The sequence below is a fragment of the Paenibacillus koleovorans NBRC 103111 genome (assembly GCF_004000845.1).
GTDB lineage: Bacteria > Bacillota > Bacilli > Paenibacillales > NBRC-103111 > Paenibacillus_AA > Paenibacillus_AA koleovorans.
This window is the reverse complement of the sequence record NZ_BIMA01000029.1, coordinates 1-16,218: the sequence shown is the minus strand read 5'-3', so window position 1 is coordinate 16,218 and position 16,218 is coordinate 1. Positions and strand designations below refer to the sequence as shown.

At 56.5% G+C, this 16,218-nt stretch carries 13 protein-coding genes; 4 read left to right on the top strand and 9 right to left on the bottom strand.

Annotated features, from left to right (window positions below):
* Window positions 1-39 precede the first annotated feature (39 nt).
* The 3 genes from PKO02S_RS32350 to PKO02S_RS12045 are packed head-to-tail and all read left to right on the top strand — an operon-like array spanning window position 40 to window position 1,814.
* Window positions 40-351, top strand: a complete 312-nt coding sequence (locus tag PKO02S_RS32350) for an NAD-dependent epimerase/dehydratase family protein (protein ID WP_164821411.1) — start codon at window positions 40-42, stop codon at window positions 349-351.
* Entirely contained in the window at window positions 267-827 is a 561-nt protein-coding gene (locus tag PKO02S_RS12050; RefSeq protein WP_164821410.1) for an SDR family oxidoreductase, read from the top strand. Before PKO02S_RS32350 ends, PKO02S_RS12050 begins: the two co-directional genes overlap by 85 nt.
* A 30-nt stretch (window positions 828-857) precedes the next feature.
* Entirely contained in the window at window positions 858-1,814 is a 957-nt protein-coding gene (locus PKO02S_RS12045) for an aldo/keto reductase (RefSeq protein WP_127583029.1), read from the top strand.
* A 38-nt stretch (window positions 1,815-1,852) separates the two neighbouring features.
* Here the strand turns inward: PKO02S_RS12045 and PKO02S_RS12040 are convergent, their stop codons facing one another.
* The 9 genes from PKO02S_RS12040 to PKO02S_RS12000 form a co-directional block, all read right to left on the bottom strand.
* Window positions 1,853-2,914, bottom strand: coding sequence for a sialidase family protein (locus tag PKO02S_RS12040; protein WP_127583027.1), 1,062 nt, complete (start codon window positions 2,912-2,914; stop codon window positions 1,853-1,855).
* A gap of 6 nt (window positions 2,915-2,920) precedes the next feature.
* Window positions 2,921-3,820: a carbohydrate ABC transporter permease gene (locus tag PKO02S_RS12035; protein ID WP_127583024.1), complete on the bottom strand. Its 900-nt coding sequence runs from the start codon at window positions 3,818-3,820 to the stop codon at window positions 2,921-2,923.
* Between the two features lie 2 nt (window positions 3,821-3,822).
* Window positions 3,823-4,776: an ABC transporter permease gene (locus PKO02S_RS12030; RefSeq protein ID WP_127583022.1), complete on the bottom strand. Its 954-nt coding sequence runs from the start codon at window positions 4,774-4,776 to the stop codon at window positions 3,823-3,825.
* Between the two features lie 66 nt (window positions 4,777-4,842).
* On the bottom strand, window positions 4,843-6,525 hold the full coding sequence (locus tag PKO02S_RS12025; RefSeq protein WP_127583021.1) for a type 2 periplasmic-binding domain-containing protein: 1,683 nt from the start codon (window positions 6,523-6,525) through the stop codon (window positions 4,843-4,845).
* A gap of 96 nt (window positions 6,526-6,621) precedes the next feature.
* A complete protein-coding gene (locus PKO02S_RS12020) occupies window positions 6,622-7,098 on the bottom strand; it encodes a sensor histidine kinase (RefSeq protein ID WP_164821409.1) in 477 nt (158 codons plus the stop codon).
* Complete coding sequence (locus PKO02S_RS12015) at window positions 7,095-9,434, bottom strand: cache domain-containing sensor histidine kinase (protein ID WP_127583017.1); 2,340 nt, start codon at window positions 9,432-9,434, stop codon at window positions 7,095-7,097. Before PKO02S_RS12015 ends, PKO02S_RS12020 begins: the two co-directional genes overlap by 4 nt.
* Window positions 9,413-10,207, bottom strand: a complete 795-nt coding sequence (locus PKO02S_RS12010; protein ID WP_127583015.1) for a response regulator transcription factor — start codon at window positions 10,205-10,207, stop codon at window positions 9,413-9,415. The genes PKO02S_RS12015 and PKO02S_RS12010 overlap by 22 nt, the downstream gene beginning before the upstream one ends.
* 243 nt (window positions 10,208-10,450) lie before the next feature.
* Complete coding sequence (locus PKO02S_RS12005; RefSeq protein WP_307720019.1) at window positions 10,451-11,347, bottom strand: YheC/YheD family protein; 897 nt, start codon at window positions 11,345-11,347, stop codon at window positions 10,451-10,453.
* 153 nt (window positions 11,348-11,500) lie between these two features.
* The gene (locus tag PKO02S_RS12000; protein ID WP_246066945.1) at window positions 11,501-13,390 is read right to left on the bottom strand and encodes a peptidoglycan D,D-transpeptidase FtsI family protein; all 1,890 of its coding nucleotides are present in this window, start codon (window positions 13,388-13,390) and stop codon (window positions 11,501-11,503) included.
* 345 nt (window positions 13,391-13,735) lie between these two features.
* Here PKO02S_RS12000 and PKO02S_RS11995 point away from each other — a divergent pair, with 345 nt between their 5' ends.
* Entirely contained in the window at window positions 13,736-16,006 is a 2,271-nt protein-coding gene (locus PKO02S_RS11995) for a helix-turn-helix domain-containing protein (RefSeq protein ID WP_127583013.1), read from the top strand.
* The last annotated feature ends 212 nt before the right edge of the window (window positions 16,007-16,218 follow it).

Sequence of the window (16,218 nt, the reverse complement as noted above, 5' to 3'; positions counted from 1 at the left end):
AAAGCGGCAAGCATCCAACCGATAAAGGGGTTCTTGATCATGACCATCGATGCCCAATCACTTTTCTCGCTGGAAGGGCAGGTTGTAGTTGTAACTGGGGGAAGCGGCTACTTAGGCACGGCCGTGACCGAGGCGCTGGTCGATCACGGCGCCATGGTCGTCGTGGCGGATCCGATGCCGTTCCGCGGCCGACCCTCCGCTCCCGAGCGAGTGCACTACATGCCTTGCGATGTGTCCCAGACGGAGTCGATCCGGGAACGTTCCGCTTGGCGTTCGAGCGATTCGGCCGGATCGACGTGCTCATCAACGGCGCTACATACGGGGCCGGCTACGGTAAGCTGGGCACTGTAGCGGCGATGTCCGACGAGGACTGGTTCAAGGGCGTGGACGGCGCCGCCGGCACGGCGTTCCGCTGCATTCGCGAAGTGCTCCCTTACTTCGAGCAAGGAGGCGGCGGCAGCATCGTCAACTTCGCCTCGATGTACGGCAGCGTGTCCCCGGACCCGCGCATCTACGGCGACAGCGGCGCCAACAATCCGGTCAACTACGGTGCCGGCAAGGCGGCGGTCATCCAACTGACCAAATATTGCGCCGGCCATCTGAGCGACAAGAACATTCGAGTCAACTGCGTAAGCCCGGGACCGTTCCCGAATCCGGCCGTACAGACGGACGGCGCGTTCCTGGGCGAGCTGAGCCGCAAGACGATGCTCGGGCGTCCCGGCCGAGCCGAGGAGCTGGTCGGTCCGGTGTTGCTGCTCGCCTCTCCGGCCTCGAGCTACATGACTGGCGCGAACATCGTCGTGGACGGCGGCTGGACAGCCTGGTAACCGATACTTCAACATGTATGGAGGATTGCGATGATGCAAGTGACTAAACGCGGATTAACCTTCTCGAGACTGACGTTAGGCACGGTCCAGCTTGGCCTTCCGTACGGCATCGCCAACAAAAGCGGCAAACCGGACGAAGCGGCGGCAGCCTCGATTCTGGACGCTGCGCTGGCGGGCGGCATCAGCTGCTTCGACACCGCTAATGCCTATGGCAATTCGGAGGAGGTGCTCCACGGCTATTTCGATCGTCATCCGGACGTTAACTCTCTCATCGTGACGAAGATGACGATCCGTGCTGAAGCCGAGTCGGCGCCGGCGGAAGTGGAGCGCCTGATCTATGACGCTGTCGCATCGTCGCAATCCAATCTGGGACTGGCCAAGCTGCCGGTCCTGATGCTTCACAACCCGGAGATCATGGAAGCGCATGCGGCTACGGTAACTCGGGTCGCCAAGCAGCTCGTGAAGGAAGGTTTGGTGGAGCGGATGGGTGTCTCGCTGAGGGTGGTAGCGAAGCGCGAGTTCGACGCGCTGTGGGAAACGCTGCAGGATGACGTCTACGAGGCTCTGCAAGTGCCGATTAACCTGCTGGATTCCCGCCCGCTTACGTTCGGCGGCTTGCAGAAGATGGAGCAGACCGGCAAGCTCGTGTTTGCACGCAGCATTTTCCTGCAAGGCCTGCTATTCATGGAAGAGGCGGATTTGCCCGCCCATCTACGCGAAGCGGCCGGCCCTCTGTCCATGCTGCGCACGATTGCGGCACGTGAAGGCATGACGATGGCGCAGCTCGCCTTCTCCTTCGTCCGGGACTTGCCTGCCGTGCACAGCATTGTGTTCGGGGCGGAGACGGCGAAGCAGGTGCAGGATAATCTGGATTGGTTCCACGGCCCCGCCATCGGCGAATCGGCGCGTGCCGACATTATACGGCTGCTGGACCATTTGCCGGAGCATATCGTGAATCCGGCTTATTGGACGGCGGCTGCCAAGTAGAAGAGGATAGAAAGAAGAAAAACCTAACCGAACACCGGTTAGGTTTTTCTTCTTTCCCCATAGAACCAGCCGGCATCGATCACGGCTACCCGAAGATCGATGACATCCTGCATCAACCCACCCTCTTTATACTCGCAAGTCCAATAATTGACGATCGCGGTGCCTGCCGATGTGAATCGGCATCCCGGATTGGAATACGCACGCGCCGGATCGTCCTCGATCAATCGCGCCGCCTTCCACGTTCGTCCCTCATCGTCGGAAACGGCGGCGGCGAGCGGGCTTCGTTTGCCATAATGCGAGCCGAAAAACGGGTTATAAGCGCTGTTGTTCCAGATCATCAGCAGATCGCCCGTTCCGGGAATGCGCGTCAGCTCCGGACACGACTCCGGCGTACTCAGTCCGGTAGTCTGGGGCAAGGACCACGACGTCCCGCCTGTGGCCGATTCCGACAGGAAGAGCGAGCCGAGCTGGTTGCGCATGACCATAAGCACCCGGCCGTCGCGCGTCTCTTCCACATGCGGCTCCATCGCCCCGCGCATAGGGAGATAGACGCGTTCGTCCGCTTCTCTCCACGAGCGACCGTCATCATCGCTGTAGAGCACGGCGATAGCGAAAGCTTGCCCCGGGGCGTCCTGCCGTTCGTCCGGAACGGCGGTCGGCAGCAGCAGCCGACCGGAGCTCAGCCGCTTCACGACCCCGTTGCACAGGCTGTAGAAGCCCCGTTCCACGAAAGAAGCGAATGGACGGAACGTCTCTCCCTCATCCTCGGATTTCCAGACAAAAAACGTATTGTCGAACGCCCCTACAACATGTCTGCGCATAAAGATAAGGAGAATTCCCCCGTCCTGAGCTCGGATCAGATTGGGCGAATAGACGTTTACATCGCCGCTTGAAGTTTCCGCCAATGTCCGATGTTTCTCCCAAGTCAAGCCGCCGTCCCGAGATTCCCGTACCGCCAATCGCGTATACGCGAAATCGTGGCCGTCTCCTCCGAATTCCATATAGATGACCAGCAAACGTCCATCCTTCAGCTCGATTACGTCGCCCTCGCTCTTGCGAGGATACTCGGCCGTGCTCTCGGCCACAGTTACAAGCTTCAACACGAATCACCCTTTCAGCGAACCCAGCATGATGCCCTTAATGAAATATTTTTGCAGCCAAGGATAGATCAGCACGATCGGCCCGATCGACAGCAAGGTGATGCCGGAACGGACATTGCTCAGCGACAGCTCCGCCATCTGGTTATGGTCGCTCAGCACCAAATCGTTGTATTGCTGGCTGACCGAGGTGAGCATCTCCCGCATGATGACCTGAATGACGGTGAGATCGCGATCTCGGATATAGATCATGGCGTCGAACCAGGCGTTCCAATGGCTCACTGCGCCCCACAGAGCAACCGTCGCCAGCACCGGCTTGGATACCGGCAGAATGACCTTGAACAGAATGGTCCAATACCCGGCGCCGTCTATGAGCGCGGACTCCTCCAGCGCCACGTCAAGCGACATCAAATAATTGCGCATGATGATGATGCTGAAGATCGCAACCGCTCCGGGCAGGATCAGCACGAGGAAATTGTCCAGCAACCCCAAGCTTTTCATGAGCAGGTAAGAAGGAATGAGGCCGCCCGAGAAAAACATCGGCACGAGAAAATAAAAGGTCAGCGACGACCGGAACGGAAGCTCCTTCTTAGCCAGCGGATAGGCGGCCAGCACCGTGAACAGCAGCTCCAACACGGTCCCCGATACCGTCCTCGCGATCGAATTCAGATAGGGTCTCATGATCTCATCATAAGAAAACAAAAATTTGTAAGCTTCCAGCGACCACGTCTTCGGCCAGAAATGAAAGCCCAATGTAGTCGCTTCTAGCGAGTTAGAGAACGACAGGATGATGACTTGCCAGAACGGATACAGAATAAGCAGCGTGAAGACGCTCATGAATCCGATGTTCAGGCCGTCGAACCACCATCCGGGTCGCAGTCGCATCCGCTTACGAACGGATAGGGCCATAGTTACCACACTCCATAATCGCTGTGCTTGCGTACGATCTGATTGACGACAACGAGCAGGATGACGCCTACCACATTTTTGAACAGCCCGACCGCGGCTGAATAGTCGAAGCGCACCTCAAGCAGACCGACCCGGTATACGTACGTATCGATAATATCGGCTACTTCGTACACAAGCGGATTGTACAAATTAAGAATTTGATCGAAGCCGCCCGATAAAATATGCCCAAGCCGCAATAGAAACAAAATCGTTATGACGGGAACGAGCGACGGCAAGGTGATGTAGATCATCTTATGGTAGCGATTCGCTCCATCCGACTCGGCCGCCTCGTACAGCTCAGGCGAGATGGAGGCGATCGAAGCCAAATAAATAATGGACGCCCAGCCTATCTCCTTCCAAACGTCCGTAATCAGGAGCAGCGGGATGAAGAACAGCTTGCTCGACAAGAAATTGATCGGATCGCCGCCGAACAGCGTGATGACATGGTTGACAACGCCCCGTTGAGGAGAGACTATCTCCACCACCATGCTGGCCACAATGACCCAGGACAGGAAATGCGGCAAATACGAAATGCTCTGAATCGTTCTCTTGAAATAATGGACCCGCAGCTCGTTCAAGAAAAGCGCAAACAAAATCGGCATCGTGAATCCGAAGACCAGGCGAAGCACGCTGATCAAGAACGTATTGCGCAGCGCCCGCAAGAACACGAAATCGTGCAGCATCGTCCGAAAATGCTCGAAGTTGTTCCAAGGGCTGGCCCAAATACCGAGGCCCGGCCGATACTCCTTGAACGCGATCAGCACCCCGTACATCGGAGCGTAGTGAAACACCGCCAAGTGAATGACCGGAAGCAGCAGCATCAAGTACAGCGCCCTCATCCGCACCAGCTTCCGCCGCAGCGCGCCTCTGGCCTCGGCTTTCTGTATCGCCCGGTTCGTCTTGATGTATGGTTCCATCACCGGCTCCTTTCCCGAGGAGCGGGCGATCGGTCTCCGACCCATCGCCCGCCGCGGCAGATTGGCTTATTTTTTGCGAAGATCGGCTACTCTTGGCGCTTTCTCCAGCTCCGAGGTCAGCTCTCTCCCCCCATTGTCGAGATAATTCTTCACATAATTATCCCAGGTCGCGTCGATATTGATCTCGCCGGTAATCGCTTTGAACAAATATTCGTCGGTAATCGTCTTCAGCTTGGCCGTATACTTGGATCGCAGCTCGTTGTACTTCGTTTCGTTGAAATAATCGTGTCTTGCATTCGCGTAGATGAGCTTGCGGCCCGCTTCTACGCCCCAGAACGCGTCGAAGAGCTTCACCGTCGTGCTGTCGTTCCACAGCGGAGTCACCGCAGCAGGGCGCATCACGTGATTGTAATAGCCGATCCCCAGCGCATCCCGTTCAGGATCGGTCCTATTGTTGAGTACGGCCGATTTCTTCGGCGTGCCTTCCCATTTGAAATCGATTCCCTCTTCGCCGAACTGAGTGAACAGATTGCCTTCCGGGTCCAGGTTGATGTAGTCGAACATCTGCAGAATGCGGATCAGTTTCTCATCGCTGACATCCTTCCGAATGACCGCCGTGTAGGAAAATCCGTCCACGCCGTTCCCATTGGTAGGCGCTCCTTGCTTGCCTTGAGGCCCGATTGGCGGAGGCGCGAATAAAATTTTCGCATTCGGCTCCTTCAGCACCAGATTGCCCGGCGGGCGGGTGTGCGTGTAAGAAACCAATGCCGCCGATTGATGAAGCGCTTGCACGCCGCCGTATTTGCCGGTCGCGTACTTTTCCCAGCTCTTCGTCAGGTTAAGGGTCGTAAATTCGGGATCGATGATTCCCTTCTTGTACCAGTCCGCCATATTTTTCAGGAAGCTCTTGTACCCGGCGCTGACCGCATAGTTGACCAGCTTGCCGCTTTCCTCGATGAATTGTCCCCAGCCAAAGCCGAACGCGCCGGCCAGATTAGCCATCGTGTTCGACGGCGCTTCATAATCGAACATCGGACCGTACGTATCCTTTTTCCCGTTGCCGTCGGGGTCCTGGTTGACGAAGGCCTCGTACATTTTCGTCTCCTCTTCTATCGTGAAGGCCTCGGTGGTGTAATAGATTCTTTCCAACCCGCCGGATGTGCCGAGCTGCTGCACCTTCCCCTTCGGCTTGAAGCCCAGCTTCTCCATCCAGTCCAACCGGTACGCCTGGCCCCAGAACAAGTTCTCCACCGTATCGACATACCCGGTGAGCGCGTAGTATTCTCCGGGCTTGCCGGGCACCTCGTTCACTTTCCAGCCCGTCCCCACCGAGTCCAGCAGAGCGGCGTATTTCGGGGCATACTTGACGATCAGCTCTTTCGGAATGCTGCGGGTTACGCCGTCCCGGTACAGCTTGCCGACATCGTCCAGCATGTACGAGTAGTCCGGCAGCTCCCCGGAGGCGACCATCAGGTTGCGCTGCTCCGTGTTGTTGATGTCGATCTTCTTGTTAATCAGCTTGACATTGAACTTCTTCTCGAGCATCTGCTGAACCTTGTTGTTGTCCTCGACCTTGCCTCGGGCCAGCTGCCCGACCCAACTGATTTCCAGCTTCTTGCTCATGTCGCCCACCGTAGCCGACGGAGCGCCGGACGCTTCCGGGCCCGTGGAGCTCGGACTTCCGGAGCAGGCGGTCGTGAATGCCAGCAAAATGCCGAGCGACACCAGTATCGATTTCTTACCTGCCATTAAACAATCCCCCTTGCGCAATTTAGATACAGGTTAAGTATAGATGAATTCGCAAAGCGGCCATGACAGGATCATTCGATCTTCGTATCACTATTATCACATCTTTGTATCCGTTTCCATCGGCGTCATGCAGTTGACGGGGATGGTCAAAACGACGGTCACGCCGCCCGCTTCCCCGTTGGTCAGCGCAAGTCCGTACTCCTCGCCGAAGTGAAGCTTAATGCGGCTGTTGACATTATAGAGCCCCACCTTGCCGCGATCCCTGCGCTCCAGATTGGCCCGGATCTCGGCCAGCTTCTCTTCAGAGAGCGAAGGACCGTTGTCGGCTACGGCAATCTTCAAGGTTTCCCCTTCGCGTGCGATATCGATGGAGATGCGCACCTGAGGTACACCTGCTCGAAGAGCATGCCGGATTGCATTTTCCTGAATCGGCTGCAGGATCATCTTCACGACGGCGGCGTCCGACAGCTCTTCGTCGATCCGCCACTCGCAGTGGATTCGGTCCTTGTATCGGAAGCTCATGATTCGGATGTATGTCTTCGCATAGGCCACTTCCTCCCGAAGCGACGTCATCTGGCTTTCCATCCCATGGCATACCGGAACAATCGGCTGAGCAGTCCGATCATATTGACGGCATTTTCCCGCTCGCCCTCCTCGATCATGTACATGACAATCTCCAGCGTATTGTGAAGGAAATGAGGGTTGATTTGGGCCTGCAGCGCCTCCAGCTGCGTCTCTTTCTTCTCGAATTCCAGCAGGAGCCGTTCATTTTGATCCATCAGCTTCTCCTCTACCAATTGCTCGATCCGTTCTATCAGCCTATTGAAGGAGCCTCTCAGCTGCTCGACCTCGTCGATCACGTAACGGTCGTTCGGCGTGACCCACCCAACCTGCTCTTGGGCCATACCGGCCACCTTCAGCTGCAGCGATGAGAGCGGCCGGATCATATATTGGGACATGAGGTAAGAGAACAGGAGGATGAGCAGGAAAATGATGATAAAGAGGTAGATGTCGTCGTAAATCAAGCCCATCGCCTGATCCCGTACATTCGAGGCGTCGAATAAAGCGACTAGGTACCAGGGGACGCTGCCCACCTTGATTGCGAAATAGGAAGTCGAAAGATCGCTCAGCTTGAGTCTGTTCAACTCACCGGGAGCTGCGGGCAGGCTGGACATTTGTCCTACCTTCTCCACCTCCGGATGCGAGAGAATTCTGCCTTCCTGATCGACGACGAACGCCTCGCTGCCTGTGCCGTTCAGCTCCGCATACAAATTGGAGAAGAATACGCCGCTCACATCGGTCTTCAGAAAACCGAGCGGTTGGGACGAAAGCTGGATACTCACAACAGGCATGCCCAGGCTGAGCGTAGACGAACCGGTCTCGACGGGCGGAAGCCAGTAGTGCAAGCTTTTGCGCGAAGTGGTCATGCTCTCGTAAAGGGCAGGAGCCATTCGCGGGGCCTGCTTATGCCTGTTCGTATAGATCAGTTGATTGTTCACGTCATACAAGCTCACAGCGTCCTCATGGAGCGAGGAGAAGGTGCCGGTGAACAGCAAATCGTCCATTTTCTCCCGATTGTTGGGCACCTCCGGTGTCTCCACGAACTCGGCTACCCAAGAATTGTACGCCAGCCAGGTGAGTGCCATCTCCTTCTGCTTCACAAACAGCTCAAGCCGATGGGCGGACTTCTCGAACAGCGCGTAATACGTCTGCTGCACTTCTCTGGACACGACTCTCGTGGACTGGACGTAGAACAGGGTGACGAACAGAACAATCGGGAGCAAGATCGTCAATAGAAAATAAACCAAAAATCGCTCCCTCATTGTGGTTATTCGTGTATTGACTTGCTGTCCGGTGCCGGCCTCCCAGCGGTCCTCCAGCTTCTCGAATCTGCGAATCCAGCGTATGAGCCCATGGACGGGGAGCAAAATGTTCGTGCCGATCCACCGGGAATAGATGAAGGACAGCAAGGCGCTCCCGAAGAGCGTAAGCACCGAATACCAGGCGATGATCCGAATTTGCTTGCTGTGAAAATCAAGCTCCGGCTCCACGAACAAGAGCTGGAAGCCGTTGAAGCCGATCGGCCTGAGCTCGTACCGATCTCCCTTCAGCGAGACGGACTCCGCACCGATCGCGCTCCCTTGCAGCTGATGCGGCAGTTCCTCGTCCACCTCGTCCCCACGGTAGAGCACGCTTCCGTCCCCCCCGATAATAGCGAGCGAGTTCGCATACGGGATTTGCTCTTTTAAGGCACTTGGACTGAGCTGCATGAACATCAAAGCGATTTGCTCGCCTGCCGCATCGTTCAACCGGCACAGAAAGTACATCGACTGATCCAGCGAGTCCATCAGCTCGATCAACAATCGATTGTTGATTGCGCTCCGCTCCATTTGAAACAACGAATAGGACCTGCCAGCCGGCACGAACACGATTTGATCCTGCTCCAGCTTCAGCGGTAACCGATTCCCATCCAGAAAATATTTCAGATACTTCAAATTGGAGCTGTATTGCTGCCGCTCCGTCATGACCATCACATGATCTATGAAAGCGTTTCCGATTTTGAAATTAGTAATCGACGTCTGCAGGCTTTTCGTCAATGTGTGGAGCTCGTAAGCTGAGGTTCCTTCCTCTGTCAGCCTGCGGACTGTGCCGATCAGCAGCTCATGGTTGCGAAAGCCGTCGAACGATCGGTAGAGATCCTCAAATTGCTTCCGCACATCCGCCGAAGCTTGGTTCAGCTTCATGGAATGGATCAGATCGATTTTTTCCAGCAAAATATGTTTGGTCTTGCTATAGAGCACCGTCCCGATCACCAGCAGCAAAATCATCGTTACGCTGAGGGAGAACAGCATCAAGAAATGCGTGAATTTGATCGCTCCGCGCTTCATCACGAAGAAGCACCCGGCCATTTGCCGCTCCGGCGGCCTTGCTCCCGATATGCTTGAGGAGTCACGCCGTTCATCCGTTTGAACAGCTTGTTGAAATAGGAGAAATTGTTGTACCCGACCTGGATGGACACCTCGAATACTTTCTCATCCGTGTCCAGCAGCAAGTGCATCGACTTGCGGATGCGGAGCTCATTCACATAATCGACGAAGCTTAGCCCCATCTCGCGTTTGAAGACCGAGCTGAAGTAATTGGGATTCATATAGAGGAACTGCGCTACATCTTCGAGCTTCAGCTTCTCTTCATAATGCTCTTCGATATAGCGTTTAGCTGCGAGGATGTATGCATTGCCCGGTTTCTTCGGGGGCTCCTGCCCATCGCCATCGGTGGACGACGACAATCGGCCAAGGCTCGGCAATTCCCGCTGGAGCTCCTCCGCTACCGATCGCACCAGCTCGACGAATTCGTCGCGAATGATCGGCTTGAGCAAATATCCCTTCACACCGAGGCGGATCGCTTGCTGCGCATATTTGAAATCATCATATGCGCTCATGACCAGCAGCTTGGTTGCCGGCTCATGCTCCTTGATCGCTTGGATCAGCTGCAAGCCGTTCATACCGGGCATGAGGATATCGGTGAGCAGAGCATGAGGCTTTGCGGATAGAAACAGCTCGAGCGCCTGCTCGCCGCTCTCGGTGCTGCCTACAACCTCGAATCCGAATTCACTCCAAGGCATATGATTGGCTAGCCGATCTCGGATATACGGTTCGTCATCTGCTATAAGTACCCGATACATGATCCGATTCTCCCCTTTCGCTCATGAAAGCAAGTGCGATTGGATTTTAGCCCATTATAACAAGGAAAAGGACGGACCTGGAAGGCAGCTCTTTCATTCGGAGCGAGGAAAAGCCAAACTTCTGAAAATAATGTTAGGAAAACGATAAATTGTGTTAGCATGGGTCCCTTGAAAAAAGCCTTCCCGGAACATCTTCCGAGAAGGCTCGCATGCAGGGAAACGAATGCCCTGATTACTCTTACGCTAGTGAGGCCGCGTATTCACTTCGAATATCCAAATCATGCCGCTGCGGTCGATGCCATAGTCGAAGCCGAGCTGCCCGACATTCGGGAACGCCCGCTCCAGCGATGCTATGCAGAGCCGCGTCAGCTGGCGCATCTCTTGCTTCTTGGCCCGGACGGACGAGCTTGGCAGCGAGCGGCTGATGCCCACGGAAGAAGGCAGCAGCGTCCCCCCGCGGCACAGGTTGGTGACGAACAAGCCGGGCCTGGCCAAGCGACCGACCATGGCTGTCGTTTTCCAGCTCTTCCGCTGTTTCACCATCTTCACCCGGTAATCGATCGGGCGGCCGCCGATTGTCGCGAGCGAGATGCCTCGCTGGATCAAGTACCGGCGCCTGCGTTTGATTCGTTTGAGCGCGGCTACCAGCCCTTCGAATTTGGCGAAGCGGCGATGCCGGCTCTTGTGCCGCATGAGATAACCGTCGCCGGACTTATCGATCATGATCACGCCGACGCCTCCCGTCCCGACAACCGGCTTGACGACGACTTTGCCGTAAGCATTCAACATAGCGGACAGATCGCCCGCGGAGAAAATACGAGTGTCAGGAATATGCTTCGCAATGCGCGCGTCTTGGCGAAGGACGGATGTCTTCACCCACTTGCTCGCGACTTGACGGGAAATCGAACCTTTCCTGCTGCCGAGCAGCATGCTGTTCAGATGCAGCTCGGTCTGAACTCCCTCCGATCCCTCCCCGCCGGGTTGAACCGCCGTGAGATCGGCCGGCTGATCCTGCGCTGCGGGAGCTTCCCCCGCTTGATCTACCCGCGCTCCTTCCGTTGCGGCTGCAGCGGCCGATGCGCCGGCGTTTCCGGTCGAACCGGCTTGCGCTTCGCCGATCCCGTTCGTGGCTTCTTCCATGAGTTCCCCTCCTGTACAGCAAGATTAGGCGGAAAGCAGCGCTTCCGTTGCATAAGCCTTGCTATACGATATTCGGGAAACAGGCGCTTCTCTTGTTTGTTTGTCCCAAGACATCCGCTTATATATGGGATAAATGTCAGGGAGCCCGTCCTTTTATTTCGCCGCCGGAGGTGCGGAAGCTTGTTCGCGTTCCGCCAGCGCGTCCATGACGTCGCGGAAGGCGGCGATCGCGAGGCCGCCTTCGCGGTCGTTCGCATGCGGCACGACAACGGCGACCGCGTAGCGGGGTTTGTCGGCGGGGCCGTAGCCGATGAACCACTGGTTGACCGCCGGTTTGCCGCCCGCGGTCACCTCCGCCGTGCCCGATTTGCCGGCAAGCGGCCATTTCGCCTGCTGCAGCGCTTTGCCGGTGCCGTCGCGGACGACGTCCTGCATCCAGCCCGTCAGCTTCTTGGCGGTCGAGGCGGAGATGCCGTCCCCCCGCGGCAGGAGCACCCGCTCCGGGAACTCGGCCGCCGCCGATCCGCTGCGGAACTGGATGCTCGTCACGGCGCGCGGCTGATGCACCACTCCCCGGTTCAGCAGCGTCACGACGAGATTGGCCGCCTGGAGCGGCGAGACGAGCACGTCGCGTTGGCCTATCGCGGTTTGCACGCGAACGCCCTCGTCTTCGGACGGCTGGCGGCCGTCGAATATTTGCCCTTGCTCCTCGGCGTCGAACTGGCTCCAGGCTTGGCGCTCGCCGCTGCTGCTGCCCTTGCTGCCGCCCTTGCTGCCGCCGTCCGCTTTGGCGCCCGGTCCCTCGGACCAGCCGACCTTGCGGTCAAGCCCGAGCTTCTCGGCGTATTGCTGCAGCTGACTGCCCGTCAACCGCTGCGCCACCTTGGCGAACGTCACGTTGCAGCTGACCGCGAACGCTTCCTGCAGCGTTATATCGCCATGGCCTTGCTTCAGCCAGCAGGTGAAGCCGTATTTGCCCAACGAGCCGCTGCAATGAAACCGCTCGCCCGGCTTCAAGACGCCTTCCTCCAGCGCCGCAGCCGCGACGACGGTCTTGAAGATCGAGCCTGGCGCGAACGCCTTCAGCGCCCGGTTGCTCCACCCCGTGCCGGACGGGTCGACCCGGCCCGGGTCGTAATCGGGCCGGCTGGCCATCGCCAGCACGTCCGCATTGGAAGCGTCGAGCACGACGACCGCGCCCTCGCGAACCCGCAGCCGATCGAGGACGGCCTCGACTTGCCGCTGCAGCGGCAAGTCGAGCGTCGTCCTCGCCTGCAGCGGATAGTACGGATTGTCCGGCGTTACGAGCCGGGACTCCATGCCGGGCAGCGGTCTCGACTCGGCGTCGGTGAACTGGCTGATCGACGTATGGCCGATCCCCTGCAGGTACGACTCCAGCGTCTTCTCCAACCCGGCGACGCCGATCCGGCTCGTGATCGACAGTTGGCCGTTCTCCAGCTCCCGGGCGAACATCGTTGCGATGCGCTGCGGATTCTCGCCGACATAGCCGATGAGCTGCTTCGCCACGGCATCGGCCGGGTAGCGGCGCATGGTTTCGAACACCTTGACCCCGGGCAGCTGCAGCGCCGTAATTTGCTCCGCCTGCGCCTCGGTGAGCGGCTTCGGCTGACCGGACAACCCGTCGCCCCAGATGCGGGGCTGGCGCAATCCGTGGTAGAACGACTCCCACGTTTTCTGGTCCGTGCCGATCACCCGCAGCAGCTTGGCCACATCGCCCTCTCGACCGCTCAGCATCGGCTTCAGCGGGAATACGACGAGCGCCTTCACGATTTGGCCGGTGATCGGCATGCCGTTCCGGTCATAAAATTGGCCTCGTCCGCTGTCCAGCTCGATGCCCGTCTCTCGTTGCGCCACCGAGTCCCGCACAAGATCGACCTCGTGAGCAGTGTAGCTGCCCGTGTCGAGCACTTGAATGCGCATGAGCTTCCATAAGAGGAAAGCGAACATCACGGCAATGACGAGCAAGCCGAACAAGACGCGGCGGTGGAGCGACAAGACGTTGGGGTTCTCGGAATGGTTCACAGGCTGCACCCTCCAGTTGAGACCTAGATGCGGATCGTAAAGTTGCTTCTGGATCTAGTGTTGCCTTCCACCGGCGGGCGCAAACCATGGCTGTCATACGCTTGTTTTAAAATGTAATATTTTTGAAATGTTGTTTTCATCTTGCTTTAATGTTGATCGCCTATACTTATCCATGACCCCCTTTTTAATATAGCATCACCTTAAGACCTGCGGCCCGTTGCCGTGGGTCTCTTTTTGGGCTAGCCCTGCTCCCACTTCTACACCGCTTCATTTTCATATTGAACACCGGATATGACTTGTTATACTAAATAGGAAAGCAATGATACGAAGAATGGGAGGACTGCGATGATATCCTGGTTCGAGCCTATTCGCAGAACCGTATGGAGAAGACGGCCGTACACGCTGTTCGCCTGGTTCCTGAGCAGCTTCGCTGTCATTATCCTCTTGTTCTGCTCATTCACTTTATTCTCCGCCTTGTTCTTCAGCGATCGCGTGAAAGACGAAGTGATCCAGTACAACAATCTGATTCTCACCTCCGCCACCGACGACTATGAGAAGCAGTTTCAGCTCATTACCGACTCCGTGCTCACGTTCTCCATGGGCTTGGACATCCAGTCGCTGAACAGGGAGAACCTCTCCTACCCCGTGGCCATGGAAACGCGAATCGCCATCCAGCAGTTTCTGAACAATTCCTCCTTGCGCATCGAAAACCTCATTCTTCACTTCGGGAAGAGCGGCCTGACGCTCGACAAATCCAGAGGCACTTCTTACGGGAACTATTTCACCCGCTTCTTATACCATGCGGACAAACCAACCGTTTACTGGAACTCCCTGCTTGAGCAGAAAGAAACGACTAACTATCTCCAGACGGCGACCTACTCGGAGCACGACGGCAGCGGCGCCGAAATCTCCCGGTTTCGACAGATGCCCATCGTCATTCGGAATAAGCAGATCCCCGATTTCTTCATGGTTGCCCTTGTCGATGCGGATCAAATGTACAATTCGTTCTTCCAATCGATTAACGATAATTTCTATATCCGCGATTCTCGGGGCCTATTGATCTACAGTCCGGTAAACGCCAAGCTCAAGGAAGGGACGGGCGATTCAAGCGGCACAGCCGAGCCGGCCAAAGGCGAATATCTGTTCCAAAAGCAGGGCTCCTACACTGAATTCACCTACTCCACGACGATTACCGACGCCACCATCGCCGCCAAAACGCGGTGGATCAGTTCGTTCTTCGCAATCCTGGCGCTCATCGCGCTGATCAGCGTATTGATGTCGTTCGTCTTTGCGTTCCGCCTGCAATCGCCAGTGAAACGGATGATCGAGACGCTCAGGCAACAAGGCTCCTGCGAGAAGCCTTTGTCCCGAATCAAAGAATTTTCGGAAATTCAAGAGACCGTGAAACAAATAGTCCAGTTCAACCGGGATATCACCCATGATCTGAAGGCCAAAAACTCCATTTTGCAGCACTATGCGGTTATAGACGTGTTTAAAAGAACGAGCAACGGACTCAGCCGGTTCTGGGATATCCAGAAGGAGCGGAAGCCATTCCGGATATTGCTGTTCCAAGTCCACTACATGCCGGGCTTTCTAGCCGAGCTTGATTATGCCAAAGAACGCGCCACTCCTTACATCAAAGAGATCATCGATCAATTGCTGAAGGCGGATTTTCGTGAAATGCTGTCCTGTCAGATTGAGAGGCAGTTGATTATCACGGTGTTGTTCGGCGAGACGCAGGACGATCAAGTACGCGCCGCAATCGATCGGATCGAAGCCATGATGAGAAATGAACGGAAGTATTGCTTCCTGACGACCGGGATCGGCTCCGGGCGAGCGGAAACCGACGATTTGACCGAAGCGTATGAATCGGCCGTCGCTCTGCTCAAGCTGCGCACATTCGATCATCCCGGTCAAATTCTAGTCGAGCCGATGCCTGCGGCCGAGCCACAAATGATTTACATTCTGGATCATGAGGAGGCGTTCGAGCGAAACTTGGCGGATGGCCATATCGAAGCGGCTTTTGGCATAGTCGAGAAAACGATTCAGTCGATGAAAAGACGGCATGCCTCGCATGCGCAAATAGTCGCCTTAGCCGACAGCCTTGCCGCCAAAATCGACGCCGGCTGTTCGCGCCTCGGCTCTATCCCGAAGGAGCTGCGCGCCATTCGAGCCGCGCTCGACGAATGCCATACATACGAGCAGCTGCTGCAATGGTTCCATGACTTGCTGAGCGCCGCTGCCGCTTTGCACGACATGCATCGGATCAAACGGGATCCCGTCATCGCCTTCATCAGCGACTATATCGAGGCCCATTATGTGTCCGTCATCTCTCTCGAAATGCTCGCCGATAAGCTGAACTTGTCGCGGAGCTACTTGTCGACCTATTTCAAAGAGAAGATCGGGGTCTATTTCGTCGATTATGTCAATTCGGTCCGGATCCGCCATGTGCTGCCGCTGCTCGCGCAGCCCGGCGCCAAAATCCAGGAAGCGGCGACAAGCGTCGGGTATCAAAATATTAACTCGTTCAACCGCATTTTCAAAAAAATGACAGGTACGACGCCAAGCGAATATCGGCTTCGCGCAATTTCGATCACCTCACTTGACCCCGGCTGACGCCGGTTTTTTTAACAGATAAGAAAGTTGAAGTTCTTCACCGTATTGAAGCGTCAGGGGTTTCCTGACTTACTGGGGTATTTGGACTGCAGAGCAGCAGAACAAGGCTACTGGGCGATCGGCCGACTGGGGCTGCATCTACCGCTCCTTCATCGCTCGCTCCCTGCTTGTCCGCACGACACTCCCGCCCCGTAATCCGAAAAAGTCGGACT

Excerpts from the sequence above, each read along its gene's own strand:
- PKO02S_RS32350 (WP_164821411.1), top strand. The coding sequence starts at position 40 with ATGACCATCGATGCCCAATCACTTTTCTCGCTGGAAGGGCAGGTTGTA.
- PKO02S_RS12045 (WP_127583029.1), top strand. The coding sequence starts at position 858 with ATGATGCAAGTGACTAAACGCGGATTAACCTTCTCGAGACTGACGTTA.
- PKO02S_RS12035 (WP_127583024.1), bottom strand. The coding sequence starts at position 3,820 with ATGGCCCTATCCGTTCGTAAGCGGATGCGACTGCGACCCGGATGGTGG.
- PKO02S_RS12030 (WP_127583022.1), bottom strand. The coding sequence starts at position 4,776 with ATGGAACCATACATCAAGACGAACCGGGCGATACAGAAAGCCGAGGCC.
- PKO02S_RS12025 (WP_127583021.1), bottom strand. The coding sequence starts at position 6,525 with ATGGCAGGTAAGAAATCGATACTGGTGTCGCTCGGCATTTTGCTGGCA.
- PKO02S_RS12020 (WP_164821409.1), bottom strand. The coding sequence starts at position 7,098 with ATGACGTCGCTTCGGGAGGAAGTGGCCTATGCGAAGACATACATCCGA.
- PKO02S_RS12015 (WP_127583017.1), bottom strand. The coding sequence starts at position 9,434 with ATGGCCGGGTGCTTCTTCGTGATGAAGCGCGGAGCGATCAAATTCACG.
- PKO02S_RS12010 (WP_127583015.1), bottom strand. The coding sequence starts at position 10,207 with ATGTATCGGGTACTTATAGCAGATGACGAACCGTATATCCGAGATCGG.
- PKO02S_RS12005 (WP_307720019.1), bottom strand. The coding sequence starts at position 11,347 with ATGGAAGAAGCCACGAACGGGATCGGCGAAGCGCAAGCCGGTTCGACC.
- PKO02S_RS11995 (WP_127583013.1), top strand. The coding sequence starts at position 13,736 with ATGATATCCTGGTTCGAGCCTATTCGCAGAACCGTATGGAGAAGACGG.